The sequence below is a fragment of the Litorihabitans aurantiacus genome (assembly GCF_030161595.1).
GTDB classification, from domain to species: domain Bacteria; phylum Actinomycetota; class Actinomycetes; order Actinomycetales; family Beutenbergiaceae; genus Litorihabitans; species Litorihabitans aurantiacus.
The window spans coordinates 554,304-571,374 of the sequence record NZ_BSUM01000001.1 but is presented as its reverse complement, the minus strand read 5'-3'; the positions used below and the strand labels follow the sequence as shown (position 1 = coordinate 571,374).

The following is a 17,071-nucleotide window of genomic DNA, read 5'->3' as shown; positions in this document are numbered from 1 at the left end:
CGGCGCCCGCCCCACGTGGGCGCCGTCGCGCACCTGGGGCGTCCACAGCCGGTCCGACCGCGTCTCGCCGTGCGGCAGGCTGGACGCCGTGACCTCCTCCCCCGCACCGCAGCCGCTGCCCGAGCGCGCCCTCGACACCACCGCCGAGCGTCCGTGGCCGCTGCGCCTGCTCTCGGCGAAGATGGCCGACTACATCGGGAAGATGTCGCCCGTCTGGGTCGAGGGGCAGATCGTCGAGGCCAACCGTCGTGCCGGGATGAGCTTCTTCACCCTGCGCGACAACGCGGCCGACATGTCCCTGCGCCTGACCGCGTTCTCCGAGGTGCTCGACCGCGTCGCGACGCCGCTGGCACCGGGCACGCACGTCGTCGTGCAGGCCAAGCCGTCCTTCTACGCCAAGCGCGGCGACCTCTCGCTCCAGGCGCGCGACATCCGCCCCGTGGGGCTGGGTGAGCTCCTCGCGCGGATCGAGCAGCTCCGCCGGGTCCTCGCCGCCGAGGGCCTGTTCGACGCGCGGCGCAAGCGAGCCCTCCCGTTCCTGCCCGCGTGCGTCGGGCTCGTCTGCGGCCGCGAGGCCAAGGCGATGGACGACGTCCTCGTCAACGCCCGCGACCGCTTCCCCGAGGTGCGGTTCGAGGTGCGCCAGGTCGCGGTGCAGGGGGTCAAGGCCGTCGGCGAGGTCAGCCGCGCCATCACCGAGCTCGACGCGAACCCCGAGGTCGACGTCATCGTCGTGACCCGCGGGGGTGGTTCCGTGGAGGACCTGCTCCCGTTCTCCAACGAGGCGCTCGTCCGTGTCGTGTCCGAGGCGACCACGCCGATCGTCTCCGCCATCGGCCACGAGACCGACGCCCCGCTCCTCGACCTCGTCGCCGACTACCGCGCCTCGACGCCGACGGACGCGGCCAAGCGGGTCGTGCCCGACGTCGTCGCCGAGCGCCACGGCCTCGACACCGCGCGCCGCCGCCTCGAGCACGCCGTCGGCGCGCGGCTGCGCGCCGAGCAGGAGCGCCTCACCGCGCTGCGCACCCGGCCGGTCATGGCCGACCCGTCGGTCATGGTGACGAGCCGCGAGGAGTCCCTCGCGCGCGACGTGGCCGGGATGCGCCGGACGCTCGACGCCCGGCTGGAGCGCGCCGCCGTCGGGATCGGTGCGCTCGCGTCCCAGGTGCGCGCCCTGTCCCCGCAGTCCACCCTCGAGCGCGGCTACGCCGTGCTGCGGACCTCGGAGGGTCATGTCGTGCAGGACGCGACCGAGGTGACCGACGGCCAGCCGCTCGAGGCCTTCGTCGCCTCCGGGCGGCTCGCGCTCGCCGTCACCGGCACGTCGCCCGCGGCGCCGTCCTCCCCGGCGGCTCCGTCCACGAGTCAGACGACCCCGACCACCCCCACCATCTCTGGTTGACTTGAGGACGTGAGTGCACCCGTGACTGCTGACGTGACAACGCTGACGTACGAGCAGGCCCGTGCCGAGCTGGTCGAGGTCGTCCAGCGCCTCGAGCAGGGCTCGGCGTCCCTCGAGGACTCGATGAAGGCCTGGGAGCGCGGCGAGGCGCTCGCCGCCCACTGCCAGACGTGGCTCGACGGCGCCCGGACGCGCCTGCGAGCGGTCGCCGCCGAACGGGACGCGGCCCAGCAGGGTGCCACCGCCGACAACACCCCGAAGGACGCGTGATGCAGGCCCTCGTGATCGGTGAGGCGCTCGTCGACATCGTCGAGCGCCCGGGGACCGACCCCCTCGCCTATCCCGGCGGATCGCCCGCCAACGTCGCCATCGGCCTCGCCCGCCTCGGCCGGGAGGCCCAGCTGCTGACGTGGCTCGGCGAGGACGCGAACGGCGACCTCGTCCGCGAGCACCTCGAGGCCAGCCGGGTCCTCATCGCCTCCGGCTCGCAGCGCGCCGCCCGCACCTCGACCGCGCGGGCGCTCATCGGCCCCGACGGCTCCGCGACCTACGACTTCGACCTCGAGATCGACTACCCCGAGCACCGGGTCGCCGACGACACGGTGGTCGTCCACGTCGGCTCGATCGGTGCGGTCCTCCAGCCCGGCGCCACCAAGGTCGCCGCACTCCTCGGGAGCGCCCGTCGCCGCGCCGTCCTCACCTACGACCCCAACCTGCGACCGAGCATCATGGGTGCGCGGGACGACGTCCGTCCCGACGTGCTCGCCCTGGTCGCCGCGACCGACGTGGTGAAGGTCTCCGACGAGGACCTCGAGTGGCTCGAGCCCGGCACCCCGCCCCAGGACGTCGCCCGCGCCTGGGCGGCCTCCGGGCCCGCCCTGGTCGTCGTGACCCTGGGTGCGGCGGGCTCGTTCGCCGTCACCGCCGCCGGGGTCGAGGTGTCGGTCGCCGCTCCGCGCGTCGACGTCGCCGACACCGTCGGGGCGGGTGACTCGTTCATGGGTGGCCTCGTCGACGGGCTGTGGAGCGCCGGCCTCGTCGGCGGTGGACGCCACGACGCGATCGCCGCGATCGACGTCGAGGCGCTCACCGGACTGCTGGAGCAGGCCGCGCGCATCGCGGCCATCACCGTCTCGCGCCCCGGCGCCAACCCGCCCACCCGTCAGGAGCTGGACCAGTCGTGACCACGCCCGCCACCCCCGCCGCGCACCGCCCCACCACGCCCGCCGAGGCCTGGGCGGCCCTCGTCGAGGGCAACGAGCGCTTCCTGTCCGAGGCCGCCACGCACCCCGCCCAGGACCTGCAGCGCCGCCGTGAGATCGCGGCCGCCCAGCACCCGTTCGCGGTGATCTTCGGGTGCTCGGACTCCCGCCTCGCGGCCGAGATCATCTTCGACCAGGGCCTCGGCGACGCGTTCGTCGTGCGGACCGCCGGTCACGTCATCGACACCACGATCATCGGCTCGATCGAGTACGGCGTCGAGGTGCTCGGTACGCCGCTCGTCGTCGTCCTCGGCCACGACAGCTGCGGCGCCGTCCAGGCGGCGATCGACGCCCTCGAGACCGGCACGATGCCGCCCGGATTCGTGCGGGCGATCGTCGACCGGGTCATCCCGAGCATCGTCTCGCAGCGCACGCTCGCCGCCGCCCTCGGCAGGGGCGACGCCCACCTCCCCGACGCCGACGTCCTGCTGCGCGAGCACGTCGAGACCACCACGCGGACACTGACGGCCTACTCCGCCACGCTCGCGCGACGCATCGAGGAGGGCACCCTCGCCGTCGTCGGCGTCGAGTACGCGCTCGCCGACGGCCGCGCCCGCCTCGTCGCGGTCCAGGGCGACGTCGGCGTGAAGCCCGCCACCGCCTGACCGGAGGGGGCGCCTCCCCGAGTTCGGGCTTCCCGCGCGAGTTCGCGCACGGCGCACGCGAACTCGCGGCGGAAGCCCGAACTCGCGGCAGAGCCTGACCTCCGCGCCGGCAGCACCCCTCCACCGGCGCCGCCGAGATCCTCAAGCTCGGGGCTCCGGCGCGAGAGCGCGCACAGCGCCCGCGAACTCGCGGCGGAGGCCCGAACTCGGTGCAGCGGGCTCCAGCGAACCGCGGAGTCGCCCGGGAGGCACGAACTCGACGCTCCGGGCGGCGGCCGAGGTCCGACCGCCGAGCGGACTCTCGAGTGGCTGCGGGGGTCGCGCACCCCCGGCACGGCCCGCCCTCGCCCGGAGGGCCCTGCGGTGGGACGATCGGTCATGGCCACTCGCCGCTTCCCCCAGCCGCGGACCGCGATCGTCGTCGGCGCCGGCATCGTCGGGCTCTCGACCGCCCACCACCTGCGCCGCGCCGGGCTCGAGGTCACCGTCCTCGAGGCCGAGCACGTCGGCGCCGGCGCCTCCTGGGGCAACGCCGGCTGGCTCACCCCCACGCTCACCATCCCGCTCCCCGACCCCTCGATCCTCGCGGCCGGGCTCCGGGCGCTCGCCTCGCCGTCGTCACCCGTGTACGTCCCCCTCCGCGCCGACCCGAACCTCCTGCGGTTCCTCGCCGGATTCCTGCGGCACTGCACCTGGGACGCGTGGCGGCGCAGCATGGCCGCGCTCGTCCCCCTCAACGCACGGGCGCTGACCGCCTACGACACGCTCGCCGAGCACGGCCTGAGCGTACCCACCCGGGCCGAGGTCCCGTTCGTCGCCGCGTACGCCCGCGAGACCGACCGCGCCACGCTCCTGCACGAGCTGCGCATCATCGCCGAGTCCGGCCAGGAGGCGCCCCACGAGCTCCTCGACGGCGACGGCGTGCGCGCCCTCGTGCCCGCGGCCTCCGACCGCGTCGAGGCCGGCGTCCTGCTCCACGGCACGCGGCACATCGACCCGCCTCGCTTCCTCGAGGCCCTCGCGGACCTCGTGCGGCGCGACGGCGTCCGCATCGTCGAGGGCCTGCGCGTCACGTCCGTGAGCGGCGGCGACCCCCGGCGACCGGCCGGGGTGCGCGTCGTCGACCACACCGGCGTCCCGCCCCGCGGCCGCACCGCCCGCGGGGACCACGACGGCGCGCACCACAGCGCCGACGTCGTCGTCCTCGCGTCCGGTGCTCGCCTCGGCGAGCTGGCGCACACGGTCGGCGTCCGGCGCGTCGTCCAGGCGGGCCGCGGGTACTCCTTCACGGTGCCGGTCGAGCACCTGCCCTCCGGCCCGTTCTACCTCCCGGCCCAGCGCGTCGCCTGCACCCCGCTCCGCGGTCGCCTCCGCGTCGCGGGGATGATGGAGTTCCGCCGGCCCGGCGAACCCCTGGACCGCCGCCGCATCGAGGCAATCCGTCGCGCGGCCGAGCCCATGATCACCGGTGCCGACTTCGACGACCGTCAGCAGGAGTGGGTCGGCTCCCGGCCGTGCACCACCGACGGGCTCCCCCTCGTCGGCCCGACGCGCTCACCACGTGTCCTGCTCGGGGGTGGGCACGGCATGTGGGGCGTGACGCTCGGACCCCTCACCGGCGAGCTGCTGGCCGAGACGGTGGTGACCGGCGTCGTGCCCGAGGTGCTGCGCCCCCTCGACCCGCTGCGCTGACGCCGGACCGCTGACGCCCGACCTCCGTCGCCGGACCGCCGGCGCGACGCAGGTCGGCCTCGCGGCGTCAGCCCGCTGTCGGGACCACGACCGCGGCCCGACGCCCCACCGATCGCTGCGAGTCAGCTCCCCGATCGCCGGGCGTCAATTCGCCGATCGCCGGGCGTCAGCTCGCCGTCGGGACCACCACCGCGCCCGGTGCGCCGTCCTCCTGCGCCGCCTTCTCGCGTGCCCGCTCGATCGCCCGCTTGCGCGCCCTCGCCCCCTGCTCGTCCAGCTTGTCGGCCCGCGCCGGGTCCCGCGTGAGGTTCTCGCCCGTCTCGGGATCGAAGACGTGCGCCGACGACGGCTCGAACCAGAGCGTCACGTCGTCGCCGTCGGACAGGGTGCTCATCGCGTCGAGCGAGACGACGAGCTGCGTGCGCATGCCCTCGCCGTCGAGGTCGCGGTCGAGCTCCTCGAGCTTGGCGGCGACGTCGTCGTGGCTCGTGAACGGGATGTAGGCGTACAGCTCCGACCCGAGCCACTCCGTCACGTCGATCTCAGACTCCACGCGTACGGCACCCTCGGGCACGTCCGTCTCGGCGGCGTCGTGGAACGCATCGGGCCGGATGCCCACGATGACGATGTCGCGCCCGGCCACCTTCTCTCGCAGGTCGCCGGTGAGCGGGAGGTCGCCGAACGGCGTCGAGATCGCGTCCGCCCCCACCGTGCCGGGCAGGAAGTTCATCGGCGGCGAGCCGATGAACCCCGCGACGAACAGGTTGACCGGCTGCTCGTAGAGCGAGCGCGGGCTCGCGACCTGCTGCAGCACGCCCTTGCGCAGGACGGCGACGCGGTCGCCGAGCGTGAGGGCCTCGGTCTGGTCGTGGGTCACGTAGACGGTCGTGGTGCCGAGCGTGCGCTGCATCCGAGCGATCTCGGTGCGCATCTGGCCGCGCAGCTTGGCGTCGAGGTTCGACAGCGGCTCGTCGAACAGGAACGCGCGCGCCTCGCGCACGATCGCGCGCCCCATCGCGACGCGCTGCCGCTGCCCGCCGGAGAGGTTGGCCGGCTTGCGGTCGAGGTGCTCGTCGAGCTCGAGCAGCGAGGAGGCCCGGCGCACGCGCTCGGTGATCTCCTGCTCGCTCAGCTCGCCCTTGGTCAGGCGCAGCGGGAACGCGATGTTCTCGAACACCGTCAGGTGCGGGTAGAGCGCGTAGTTCTGGAACACCATCGCGAGGTCGCGGTCGCGCGGCGCCTTGTCGTTGACGAGGTCGTCGGCGATGAGCAGCTCGCCCGAGGTGATGTCCTCGAGCCCGACGATCATCCGCAGCAGGGTCGACTTCCCGCAGCCCGAGGGGCCGACGAGGATGACGAACTCGCCGTCGGCGATCTCGAGGCTGACGTCGTTGACCGCCGCGTAGCCGTCCCCGTACTTCTTGACGATGTTCTTCAGCGTGATGGCAGACATGGTTTCCTTCCGGGCGCTCAGCCCTTGACGGCGCCCTGGGTGAGACCGGAGACGATCTGACGCTGGAACAGCAGGACCAGCACGACGACGGGGATGGTGACGATGACGGCGGCGGCCGAGATCGCCCCGGTGGGCGCCTCGAACTGCGAGGCGCCGGTGAAGAACGCGAGCGCCGCCGGGACGGGGCGCGCGGCGGACGTGGACGTCAGCGAGATGCCGTACACGAAGTCGTTCCAGGCGATGAAGAAGGCGATCAGCGCCGTCGTGAACACCCCGGGCGCCGCGAGCGGCACGATGGCGCGGCGGAACGCCTGCCAGGCCGTGGCGCCGTCGACCTGGGCCGCCTGCTCGAGCTCCCACGGGATCTGGCGGAAGAACGCCGTCAGGGTCCAGATGGAGATCGGGAGCGTGAGGGACATGTACGGGATGATCAGCCCGAGCCACGTGTCGTAGAGCCCGACGGCGCGCCACAGGTTGAACAGCGGCGTCACGATCGAGATCACCGGGAAGATCGAGACGGCGAGCGACGTCATCAGCACGAGCTTCTTGCCCGGGAAGTCGAGCCGCGCGATCGCGTAGGCGGCCAGCGTCGCGAGGACCGAGGCGAGCACCGTGGCGATCAGCGAGATGCCGATCGAGTTGCGCAGCGCCGTCAAGAACAGCTCCTGCGCGTCACCCACGAGGATCTGCTCGTAGTTCGCGAGCGTGGGGCTGCCCGGCAGGAAGGTACCGGAGGTGAGCTCACCCGCGGGCTTGAAGGACGTCGCGAAGATCGAGACGACCGGGAACAGGGCGTAGACCAGCACGGCGATCGTGCCGAGCGCCCACACCAGGCGTTGACGAGTGCTCAGCACGTCACTTCCTCCCGTCTGACCGGCCAGGTCGACCTTGAAGACCTTGATCGCCACGAAGCAGATGGCGATCACGCACAGGAACAGCAGCACCGAGATCGCCGAGCCCATGCCGATCTGCAGCTGTCCGATCGAGGTGCGGTACGCCAGGAGCGCGAGCACCTCGGTGCCCTGGGCCCCGTTCGTCATGATGAAGACGTTGTCGAAGATGCGGAACGCGTCGAGCGCGCGGAAGAGGACGGCGACCATGATCGCGGCCTTCATGTTCGGCACGATGACGCGCTTGAAGATCTGCCACGGCTTGGCGCCGTCGACCTTGGCGGCCTCCTCGAGGTCGCCCGGGACCTGCGCGAGGCCCGCGAGCAGCAGGAGGGAGATGAACGGCGTCGTCTTCCAGATCTCCGAGGCCATGATCACGAACAGCGCCGTCGGCGTCTGCGCGAACCAGTTGAGGTCGGGATCGATGCCGGGCACCCAGTCGAACCACGCGTTCACGTAGCCGCTCGAGGTGTCGAACGCGTAGAACCAGGCGAACGCGGAGACGACCGTGATGATGCCGTAGGGCACGAGGATCGCGGTGCGCAGCAGGCCGCGCAGGCGCTTCAGCGCCCGGTGCATCACCAGCGCCAGGCCGAACCCGATGACCAGCTCGACCGCGACCGTGACCACCATGATGACCGTGGTGACCAGGAGCGCCTGCCAGAAGACGCCGTCCGTGAGGATCACGAGGTAGTTGTTCAGCCCGACGAACGCGCGGTCGTCCGGCGCCGTGAGCTGGTAGTTGAAGAGCGACTCCCACACGGCCTGCAGGATCGGGTAGAGCGTCACGCCGAGCATGACGACGAACGCGGGGCCCGCCAGCAGCCACCCGAGGCGGGCCTCGGCGCGGCGGCGCGCGCTGCGGCGCGGCTTCCCGGGTGCGGCTCCCGCCGCAGGTGTCGACGACGCACGCGGCGCCGGCTTGGTCACGGTGCTCACAGCAGCCTCTCCCCCGCCAGGATCGAACGCAGCAGCTCGGTCGACGTGGCTGGTGTGCTCTCGGGGTCGACCTGGTCGATCGGGTGCCAGGAGCGCTGCAACCCGATGGAGATCGTCGTGTAGAACGGCGTCAGCGGGCGGGGAGCGCCCGCCTCGAGGCCCTCGCGCAGCTCCTCAGCCATCGGGAACGCCTCCTGCACCGCCGGGTCGTCGAACGCCTCGGCCGCCGAGGGCGGGTTGCCGTTGGTGACGAAGTAGTTCGCCTGCTTCGCGGGCTCCGTGATGCACGCGATCGCGTCGAAGGACTCCTGGGGATGCTCGCTGAACGCGCTGACACCGAGGTTGATCCCCCCGAGCGGCGGTCGCGAGTCCTCCCCCTCGACCACCTGCGGGTACGGCGCCCAGCCGACGTCGTCGAGGACCGACTGCTCGAGCGAACCGTCCTCGACCGCGGCGTTCATCGCCGACCACACGAACGGCCAGTTGACCATGAACGAGCCGCGGTCCCCCTGGAAGTCGGCCAGGTTGGTGTTCTCGGTCGACGTCGGCAGGCCGGCCCCGCCGAGGCCCTCCTGCCCGATCTCGGACAGGATCCTGGCCGCCTCCGCGCCCGCCTCGCTGTCGATGCTGACCTCGACGTCGGCGGCGTCGGACGCCTCGCCCGTGACGATCTCACCGCCGGCCGAGGCCACGAGGGAGTTGATCCAGACCGTCAGCGCCTCCTCGCGGCCGCCCTGCACGCCGAGGACGACGTCCTGCGTCCGGGCGACCTCGATGATCTGGTCCCACGTGACCGGCTGCGACATGTCCAGCCCGGCCGCCTCGGCCACGGACGTGCGGTACCAGAGCAGCTGCGTGTTGGCCCAGAACGGCACGGTCACGAGCTCGTCCTGCCAGGACGCCGTCTCGAGGGCCCCCTGCACCGCCTGGTCGAGCGCGACCTCCTGCAGCTCGGCCGGCACCTCCGCCAGGAACCCGGCACGCGCCATCTCCGGGATGTACGGCGGGTCGATGCTCATGAGGTCGATCGAGGTGTCGTTGGCGGCGAGGCGCCGCGCGAGCTGCTCGCGCTGCGAGCTCGCCTCGCTCGGCAGCAGCGACGTCGCGATCGTGTACGCACCGCCCGCGGCCTCGGTGCACTGCGCCGCGATCTCCGCCTGCCCGCCGTCGTCGGGGTTGATGTACCAGGTCAGCTCGACCCCGTCGTCCCCGCCCGACCCGCAGGCCGCGAGGCCCAGCGTCGCCACCAGCGCAGCCACCGCGGCTGCTCCCGTCCGTCTCATCCCACGCCCCTCGACCGTCACGCGCCGACGTCGTCGCCGGCACGGTCCTCCGTCGTGGAGGATCCTCGCTCTCTACAGAACCCCACCCCGCTCGGAAAGCGCAAGGAAGTCGTCGTCGTGGGCTCAGTGCCGGCGCACCTCCCGCTGCACGCCGCCGCCCCTACCGGGCCCCGCGACCCCGGAGCCCCGCGACCTCGCCACCCCGACCCTGCGCCCCTGGATCACAGCCGAGATGCGACATCGCGGCCGAGAATGACGCGGATGGGGCGCTGCTCGGCGCTGTTGTCGCATCTCGGCGGGTGAAAGGGGCGCGGGGCGCGGGGTGCGTGGCGCGCGGGGTGGGTGGCGCGCGGGGTGGGTGGCGCGCGGGGTGGGTGGCGCGCGGGGTGGGTGGCGCGCGGGGTGGGCGCACCGTCGACCACCGGATCGACCGTGCGCCCACCGCGGCTCAGACGTCGAGGCCCTCCAGCAGCTCCGTCACGAGCGCCGCCACGGGCGAGCGCTCCGAGCGCGTGAGCGTCACGTGCGCGAACAGCGGGTGGCCCTTGAGCGCCTCGATGACCGCGGCGACGCCGTCGTGCCGCCCCACCCGGAGGTTGTCGCGCTGCGCGACGTCGTGCGTGAGGACCACGCGCGAGCTCTGGCCGATCCGCGACAGCATCGTCAGCAGGACGTTGCGCTCGAGCGACTGGGCCTCGTCGACGATGACGAACGCGTCGTGCAGCGAGCGGCCGCGGATGTGGGTCAGCGGGAGGACCTCGAGCATCCCGCGGTCCATGACCTCCTCGACGACCTCGCTGGAGACCATCGCGCCGAGCGTGTCGAACACGGCCTGCGCCCAGGGGTTCATCTTGTCCGACTCGCTCCCGGGCAGGTACCCGAGGTCCTGGCCGCCGACGGCGTACAGGGGCCGGAACACCATGATCTTGCGGTGCTCCCGGCGCTCCATCACGGCCTCGAGCCCGGCGCACAGGGCGAGCGCCGACTTCCCCGTCCCGGCCCGCCCCCGATCGAGACGATGCCGATCTCCCTGTCGAGCAGCAGGTCGATCGCGACGCGCTGCTCCGCGCTGCGGCCGTGCACCCCGAACACGTCGCGGTCGCCGCGCACGAGCTGGATCTGCTTGTCGGCGGTCACCCGGCCGAGCGCGGACCCGCGCGTGGAGTGCAGCACCAGCCCCGTGTGCACGGGTAGGTCGCGGACGCCCGAGGGGTCGCGCAGCTCGGCGATCGAGACGCGGTCCTGGCCCCACAGCGAGGCCAGCTCACCCTCGTCGAGGTCGACGCTCGCCATGCCGGTCCAGCCCACCTCCACGGCCTGCTGCGCGCGGTACTCCTGCGCCGCGAGACCGACCGAGGACGCCTTCACGCGCATCGGCAGGTCCTTGCTCACGACGACGACGTCGCTCCCCTCCGCCGCCAGGTTCGCCGCGACCGACAGGATCCGGGTGTCGTTGTCCCCGAGCCGCAGCCCCGAGGGCAGCACGCCGGGGTCGGAGTGGTTGAGCTCGACGCGCAGGGTCCCCGTGCCCACCGGCACCGCGGCGTCGAGGCGGCCGTGCTGCACGCGCAGGTCGTCCAGCATCCGCAGCGCGCTGCGCGCGAAGTAGCCGAGCTCGGGGTGGTGGCGCTTGCCCTCCAGCTCGGTGACGACGACGACCGGCAGCACGACGTCGTGCTCGGCGAAGCGGAACATCGCACGCGGGTCCGACAGCAGGACGGAGGTGTCGAGCACGTACGTCGTGCGGGCCACCTCCCCCGCGCTCGTGGAGTGCGGCGGCGTCGTTCCCGACGTCTCCTCGGGGTGGATCTCGGTGGCTGCACTCACGTCTGGCTCCCTCCGGCGCGTCGCCGCGCCTGGTGGTCAGTCCGTCCGGGCGCTCGCGCGCCCGTGCGGACCGTGCGAGGTGGGGACGGCAGACCGCTGGGGCCGGCGGCCCCTCCTGACGAAGCAGTGCTCCACAGTGGCCTCCCGGTGACCGACGCGTCGTCGGTCACGAGGGCGACGCTACGAGCCGTCGGGGCACGAAGATGTGCGACACGCCACACCTGCGCGGAACGTCGCGCGATGTTCACACGACGGCAACCTCGACCCGATCTCGCCCCGGCCTCAGCGGCCGAGGCGGCGCTCGCGACGGGAGTAGGCGCGCACCGCGCGCAGGAAGTCGACGCGGCGGAAGTCCGGCCAGTAGGCGTCGGTGAAGTAGAACTCGGTGTGGACGCTCTGCCACAGCAGGAAGCCGCCGATGCGCTGCTCCCCCGAGGTGCGGATCACGAGGTCGGGGTCCGGCTGCCCCTTGGTGTAGAGGTGGGCGGCGATCTGCTCGACCGTCACCTCGCTCGCCACCTCCTCCAGGGTCGCGCCGCGGCCCGCGGCCTCGCGCAGGAGCGAGCCGACGGCGTCGGCGATCTCCTGGCGCCCGCCGTAGCCCACGGCCACGTTCACGACCATGCCGCCGACGTCGCGGGTCGTCTCCTGCGCGGCGCGCAGCCGGTCGGCGGTCGAGGCGGGCAGGAGGTCCAGCGCCCCGAGGGCGTGGATGCGCCAGCGGCGCGACGCCGCCAGGTCAGCCACGGCGTCCTCGATGATCGCGACCAGCTCGGTCAGCTCGCCGGGATCGCGGCGGAGGTTGTCGGTGGAGAGCATCCACAGCGTCACGACCTCGACCCCGATGTCGTCGGCCCACCCGAGCACGTCGACGATCTTGGCCGCGCCCGCGCGGTGCCCGTGAGACGGCGGAGCCGCCACCTGCCGGGCCCACCGACGGTTCCCGTCCATCATGATGCCGATGTGCGCGGGGACGTCCTCGGTGCGCAGCTCGCGCGCCAGCCGACGCTCGTAGAGCCCGTACAGCCCCCGCGTGAGACTCGGTCCCGCCACCGTCACACCACCCTCGCGCTGCTCGACTGATCCGGCTGGTCACGCTACCCCTCGCCCGCGCCCGGGGCCGCCGCCGACGCCCCGTGGGACGCCCGCCCGGCCCGGGGGCGTAACCTACGGAGGAGTAACCTACGGTGACGTAACCACGAGTGAGGATTCATGCGCGCCAGCACCTCCCCCACGCCGGCACCCGCCCGGGGCCGGGGCGACGGTCGGAAGGACCGCCCGACGGTCGAGTCCGCCGTCGAGCAGCTCGCGAGCGCCGTCAAGCCACTGCTGCGCGGCTGGATCCACGCGGGCATGTTCCCGTTCGTCCTCGCGGCGGGCATCGTCCTGGTCGCGCTCTCCCCGACGTCGCAGGCCCGCTGGAGCACCCTCGTGTTCGCGGCCGCGACGTCGCTGCTGTTCGGTGCCAGCGCCGTCTACCACCGCGGCACGTGGGAACCGCGCACGCTCGCGATCCTGCGGCGCATCGACCACTCCAACATCTTCCTCGTCATCGCCGGCACCTACACACCGCTCGCGGCGCTGCTGCTGCCGCCGGGGCAGGCGCGCACGCTGCTCCTCGTGGTCTGGATCGGCGCCGGCGCCGGGATCCTGGCGCGCGTGTTCTGGCTCGGTGCGCCGCGCTGGCTCTACGTGCCCATCTACCTGGCCCTGAGCTGGGTGGCCGTGTGGTTCCTGCCCTCCTTCGGCCGCTCCGGCGGCGGCGCGGTCATGTGGCTCGTCATCGCTGGCGGCATCGGGTACACGCTCGGCGCCGTCGTGTACGCGCTCAAGCGACCCAACCCCTCCCCGCGGTGGTTCGGCTTCCACGAGATCTTCCACGTCGGCACCCTCATCGGCTACACGTGCCACGCGATCGCCATCTTCATCACGGTCGCGTCCCTGCGCTGAGGTGCTGATCGCCCGCTCGCCCACCCGCCGCGTCTAACCTCGACACCAGACGCCGAAGGAGGGCCCCGTGAGCCGCAAGAAGTCGACGAAGCAGAATCCCGACAGGCCGGACGAGAGGCTCGATCCGTTCTCCTCCCTGCTCCACGCCGCCCCCGGCGCGTCGCTGGCGGACGTCGACACCCGGGCCACCCCCGGCTGGCAGGGCGGCCGGAAGGCGGCGAGGAAGCGCACCGCCGAGCTGGGTGAGCACCTCTCCGAGCTCCAGGAGCGCCTCTTCGCCCAGGGCCGCGCCGGCGGTCACCGCTCCGTGCTGCTCGTGCTCCACGGCATGGACACCTCGGGCAAGGGCGGCATCGTGCGCCACGTGCTCGGCATGGTCGACCCGCAGGGCGTGAGCGTCCGCTCGTTCGGCGTCCCGACCGCGAAGGAGCTGTCCCACCACTTCCTGTGGCGCGTGCGCCGGGCGCTGCCGCCCGCGGGCCGCATCGGCGTCTTCGACCGCTCGCACTACGAGGACGTCCTCGTGGCGCGCGTCGACTCCCTGGTGCCCGCCGAGACGATCGAGAGGCGCTACACCGACATCGTGCGGTTCGAGGAGAAGCTGGCCGCGGCCGGCACCACGGTCGTGAAGGTGGCCCTGGTCATCTCGCCGCAGGAGCAGCACGAGCGCCTCGGCAAGCGGCTCGCGCGCCCGGACAAGCACTGGAAGTTCGCCGTCAGCGACCTCGAGACGCGCGCCCGGTGGCCGCAGTACACGGCGGCCTACGACGTCGCGATCGAGCGCACCTCGACCGCGTCGGCGCCCTGGTTCGTCGTCCCGGCCGACCGCAAGTGGTACGCCCGGCTCGCCGTCACCCAGCTCCTCGTCGAGGCGCTCTCCGGCCTGCCGCTGGAGTGGCCCGTCGCCGACTTCGACGTCGCTGCGGCGGAGCGCGCGCTCGCGGCCACGGCGCAGGACCCGACGGCGCTCACCGTCTCCGAGGTCGGCGCGATCGTCCGCGGCGGCGAGGTGCCCGGGAGCTGAGCACCCGGCCGCGCCCGACCGCGCTCGAATCGGGTCGTCTCAGCGCGGCACGACGCGGTAGCGCCGGTGCGCCAGCACCGGGCTGGTCCGGCGCACCCGTGCCAGCGCCGCGAGGTCGAGGTCGGAGACGACGAGGTGCGCGCCGTCGTCGATCGCCTCCGCGACCACCGCGCCGGTCGGGTCGACGACGACGGAACCGCCCACGCGCCCCGGTCCGTTCTGCGAGGCGAGCGCCACCCAGCTCGTCGACTCGATCGCGCGCGCCCGGGCCAGGACGCGCAGCTGCTCGGCCTTGCCCTCGCCCGCCGCCCAGGCGGCCCCGACCGCGACGACGTCTGGCGCGACGACGTCTGGCGCGCCGTCGCCGTCGCCCGCGTCCACGAGCGCGCGGAACGCCTCCGGGAAGCGCAGGTCGTAGCAGGTGACGACGCCGAGGTGCAGCGGGCCCTCGGACGTCGGCACGGTCACGACCAGCGGCGCGCCGTCGCCGACGGGGTCGCCCGCCTCCAGCACGTCGCTCTCGCGCGCCCCGTAGGCGTCGTAGAGGTGGACCTTCGCGTAGCGGCCGAGGTCGCGGCCGTCGGGTCCCACGACGATCGTGACGTTGCGAGCGCGGTCGGGCACCTCGGCGGCGAGCACGGTCCCGACCACCACGGTCACGCCGTGCTCCGCCGCGGCGTCGCGCACCGCCCGGAGGAACTCGCCGTCGGGCTCCTGCACGAGATCGGCGGTGAGCGGGTCGGACCACCCGCTCGCGTACTCCGGCAGGACCACCAGGTCGGCGCCCGCGGCGGCCGCGCGTGCGACGACGTCGACAACGGGGTCGACGACGGCGTCGACGGGGTCGGCAGCGCCGGTCGGGCCGCCACCGTCGCGCACCCCCGCCCGGTCGCGGGCGGCGTCGAGCTGCGCGACGGCGATCCTCACGGTCGCGGCTCGCCCTCCGCGGACCGGGGGTCGGGCGACGGCGTGACCTCGGCGGAGGGCGCGTCGTCGACCACGTCGGCCTCGGCCTCGTCCTCGTCCTCGACCGCGTCCCGGCGCTCGGCGGTCTCGCGGCCCGCGCGCTCGGCCGCGGCCTGGCGCCGGCGCTCGTTCGCACTCACCTTGCGCATGTTGCGGTTGAAGGAGCGGATGAGCAGCAGGAAGACGATCAGCACGCAGAAGGTGGCGATGAAGCCCAGGAGCCCCGGCGTGACCTCGTACTGGTCCGGCACGCCGGACTCCGCCAGCGCGTGCACGAGGCCCGTCACGGCCGCACCCCGGCGAACAGGTCGTCCTCCATCGCCTCCGTGGCCACGGTCGAGGAGACGAGCTCGAACTCCTCCCACGGCCAGACCTGGGCCTCGACGTCGCGCGGCACGGCGAAGAAGAACCCGTCGGGGTCGATCTGGGTGGCGTGCGCGAGCAGCGCCGCGTCCCGCTGCGGGAAGTACGGCGAGCACTCGACGCGGCACGTGACCGTGCGTCCGCCGCGCCCGTCCCAGTCCTTCAGCCAGTCGCCGAACGGGGACTCGGCCCCGCGCTCGAGCAGCGCCTCGTGCACCGCCGACATCCGCGCCCGTGAGAAGGACGCGTGGTAGTAGACCTTGGGCACCTGCCACGCCTCACCGAGCTCGGGGTGCTGCTCCGGGTCCGCCGCCGCCTCGACCGCGGCCATCGAGACCACGTGGGTCATGATGTGGTCGGGGTGGGGGTAGCCGCCGTTCTCGTCGTAGGTGAGCAGCACCTGCGGACGGAACTCGCGGATCTGCGCCACGAGAGCGGGCACGGTCTCGGTCAGCGGGGCGAGCGCGAAGCAGCCCTCGGGCAGCGGCGGCAGCGGGTCGCCCTCGGGCAGCCCCGAGTCGACGAAGCCGAGCCACGTCTGGCGCACCCCGAGCGCGCGCGCCGCGGCGTCCATCTCGAGCCGGCGGCGGGCGGGGAGATCGGTGAGCACCAGCGGGTCGTCCTGCAGTCGCGGGTTGAGCACGTCCCCGCGCTCACCCCCGGTGCACGTGACGACGAGGACGTCGACGCCGTCGGCCGCGTAGCGCGCCATGGTGGCGGCGCCCTTGCTGGACTCGTCGTCGGGGTGTGCGTGCACGGCCATGAGCCGGAGCGGGGCCACGGGCCCTCCTTGCGTACGGGTGTCTGCGGACGGTCGGTCAGCGGGGACCATCCTCCCACCTGGGGCAGACTGGTGCGGTGAGCACGACGCGCCCCGCCGCCACCCCTGGAGGGGCGGACCCCGAGGAGCGGGCGCGGCTCGAGCGCCGCTACGGCACGCGAGGCCGCGGCCGCGGCGCCGACGGCGGGACCTCGCCGTCGTCCGCCTCCTCCGGCCGTGTCGCGGCGATCGCCGCGGGCGTCATCGCCGTCGTCGGGACGGGCATCGCCGCCTGGCTGGTGCTCGGCGGCAGCGGTGCGAGCGCGAGCGTGACCGGGTCGAGCTACCAGGTGCTCTCGGACTCCTCGGTGCGCGTCGCATTCTCCGTCGTGCGCGACGACGCCGACGTCGCGTTCGCCTGCTCGGTGCAGGCGCTCGACGCGAGCCACGCCCAGGTCGGCGTCACCGTCGTGGAGATCCCGGCGGGAGGCGCCCGCACCGTCCCCGTGAGCGTGGACGTCACGACGTTCGCGCGCGCCGAGCAGGCTGACGCGATCGCGAACGGCTGCCTCGCGCTCGAGGACTGAACCGGGCGCACGCGCCGGACACCCACCACGCCCGGCACCGCCCCCGGGACGCTCGTCCCGGGGGC

At 73.5% G+C, this 17,071-nt stretch carries 15 protein-coding genes and 2 pseudogenes; 8 read left to right on the top strand and 9 right to left on the bottom strand.

Annotation, left to right across the window (positions count from 1 at the left end; all coding sequences use genetic code 11):
• Positions 1–88 precede the first annotated feature (88 nt).
• The 5 genes from xseA (at position 89) to QQK22_RS02680 (ending at position 4,964) form a co-directional block, all read left to right on the top strand.
• Positions 89–1,405: an exodeoxyribonuclease VII large subunit gene (gene xseA, locus QQK22_RS02700; RefSeq protein WP_284249198.1), complete on the top strand. Its 1,317-nt coding sequence runs from the start codon at positions 89–91 to the stop codon at positions 1,403–1,405.
• 33 nt (positions 1,406–1,438) lie between these two features.
• Positions 1,439–1,675, top strand: a complete 237-nt coding sequence (locus QQK22_RS02695; RefSeq protein ID WP_431310122.1) for an exodeoxyribonuclease VII small subunit — start codon at positions 1,439–1,441, stop codon at positions 1,673–1,675.
• Positions 1,675–2,589: a carbohydrate kinase family protein gene (locus tag QQK22_RS02690; protein ID WP_284249194.1), complete on the top strand. Its 915-nt coding sequence runs from the start codon at positions 1,675–1,677 to the stop codon at positions 2,587–2,589. The genes QQK22_RS02695 and QQK22_RS02690 overlap by 1 nt, the downstream gene beginning before the upstream one ends.
• Complete coding sequence (locus QQK22_RS02685; protein WP_284249191.1) at positions 2,586–3,272, top strand: carbonic anhydrase; 687 nt, start codon at positions 2,586–2,588, stop codon at positions 3,270–3,272. The genes QQK22_RS02690 and QQK22_RS02685 overlap by 4 nt, the downstream gene beginning before the upstream one ends.
• A gap of 378 nt (positions 3,273–3,650) precedes the next feature.
• The gene (locus tag QQK22_RS02680) at positions 3,651–4,964 is read left to right on the top strand and encodes an NAD(P)/FAD-dependent oxidoreductase (RefSeq protein ID WP_284249189.1); all 1,314 of its coding nucleotides are present in this window, start codon (positions 3,651–3,653) and stop codon (positions 4,962–4,964) included.
• Between the two features lie 166 nt (positions 4,965–5,130).
• On the opposite strand, the gene QQK22_RS02675 is transcribed toward QQK22_RS02680, so the two are convergent.
• The 6 genes and pseudogenes from QQK22_RS02675 to QQK22_RS02650 all read right to left on the bottom strand — a co-directional run bounded on the left by QQK22_RS02675 (position 5,131) and on the right by QQK22_RS02650 (position 12,409).
• Positions 5,131–6,417, bottom strand: a complete 1,287-nt coding sequence (locus tag QQK22_RS02675; protein WP_284249187.1) for an ABC transporter ATP-binding protein — start codon at positions 6,415–6,417, stop codon at positions 5,131–5,133.
• A 17-nt stretch (positions 6,418–6,434) separates the two neighbouring features.
• Positions 6,435–7,271 (bottom strand): carbohydrate ABC transporter permease, encoded by an 837-nt coding sequence (locus QQK22_RS02670; protein ID WP_284252510.1) that lies wholly within the window; start codon positions 7,269–7,271, stop codon positions 6,435–6,437.
• A 9-nt stretch (positions 7,272–7,280) separates the two neighbouring features.
• Positions 7,281–8,237, bottom strand: a pseudogene (locus tag QQK22_RS02665) (carbohydrate ABC transporter permease); the annotation flags it as partial.
• 5 nt (positions 8,238–8,242) lie between these two features.
• Positions 8,243–9,529 carry an extracellular solute-binding protein gene (locus QQK22_RS02660; RefSeq protein WP_284249186.1) on the bottom strand — a complete coding sequence of 429 codons (1,287 nt, stop codon included), beginning with the start codon at positions 9,527–9,529 and terminating at the stop codon, positions 8,243–8,245.
• A 448-nt stretch (positions 9,530–9,977) separates the two neighbouring features.
• Positions 9,978–11,224, bottom strand: a pseudogene (gene phoH2, locus QQK22_RS02655) (RNA 5'-3' helicase PhoH2).
• 414 nt (positions 11,225–11,638) lie between these two features.
• Positions 11,639–12,409 carry an isoprenyl transferase gene (locus tag QQK22_RS02650; RefSeq protein ID WP_284249184.1) on the bottom strand — a complete coding sequence of 257 codons (771 nt, stop codon included), beginning with the start codon at positions 12,407–12,409 and terminating at the stop codon, positions 11,639–11,641.
• Between the two features lie 159 nt (positions 12,410–12,568).
• Here QQK22_RS02650 and trhA point away from each other — a divergent pair, with 159 nt between their 5' ends.
• Both trhA and QQK22_RS02640 read left to right on the top strand, forming a co-directional pair.
• The gene (gene trhA, locus QQK22_RS02645; RefSeq protein WP_284249181.1) at positions 12,569–13,306 is read left to right on the top strand and encodes a PAQR family membrane homeostasis protein TrhA; all 738 of its coding nucleotides are present in this window, start codon (positions 12,569–12,571) and stop codon (positions 13,304–13,306) included.
• A 67-nt stretch (positions 13,307–13,373) separates the two neighbouring features.
• A complete protein-coding gene (locus QQK22_RS02640; protein WP_284249178.1) occupies positions 13,374–14,330 on the top strand; it encodes a PPK2 family polyphosphate kinase in 957 nt (318 codons plus the stop codon).
• Between the two features lie 39 nt (positions 14,331–14,369).
• Here QQK22_RS02640 and QQK22_RS02635 read toward each other — a convergent pair whose 3' ends face one another.
• Genes QQK22_RS02635 through mca form a run of 3 tightly spaced genes read right to left on the bottom strand, consistent with a single transcriptional unit; the run spans position 14,370 to position 16,422 of the window.
• Positions 14,370–15,257 carry a nitrilase-related carbon-nitrogen hydrolase gene (locus QQK22_RS02635; protein WP_284249176.1) on the bottom strand — a complete coding sequence of 296 codons (888 nt, stop codon included), beginning with the start codon at positions 15,255–15,257 and terminating at the stop codon, positions 14,370–14,372.
• Positions 15,254–15,583 carry a hypothetical protein gene (locus QQK22_RS02630; RefSeq protein WP_284249174.1) on the bottom strand — a complete coding sequence of 110 codons (330 nt, stop codon included), beginning with the start codon at positions 15,581–15,583 and terminating at the stop codon, positions 15,254–15,256. The genes QQK22_RS02635 and QQK22_RS02630 overlap by 4 nt, the downstream gene beginning before the upstream one ends.
• On the bottom strand, positions 15,580–16,422 hold the full coding sequence (gene mca, locus QQK22_RS02625; RefSeq protein WP_284252508.1) for a mycothiol conjugate amidase Mca: 843 nt from the start codon (positions 16,420–16,422) through the stop codon (positions 15,580–15,582). The genes QQK22_RS02630 and mca overlap by 4 nt, the downstream gene beginning before the upstream one ends.
• Positions 16,423–16,517: 95 nt before the next feature.
• Here mca and QQK22_RS02620 point away from each other — a divergent pair, with 95 nt between their 5' ends.
• Entirely contained in the window at positions 16,518–17,006 is a 489-nt protein-coding gene (locus QQK22_RS02620) for a DUF4307 domain-containing protein (RefSeq protein ID WP_284249172.1), read from the top strand.
• Positions 17,007–17,071: the final 65 nt, after the last annotated feature.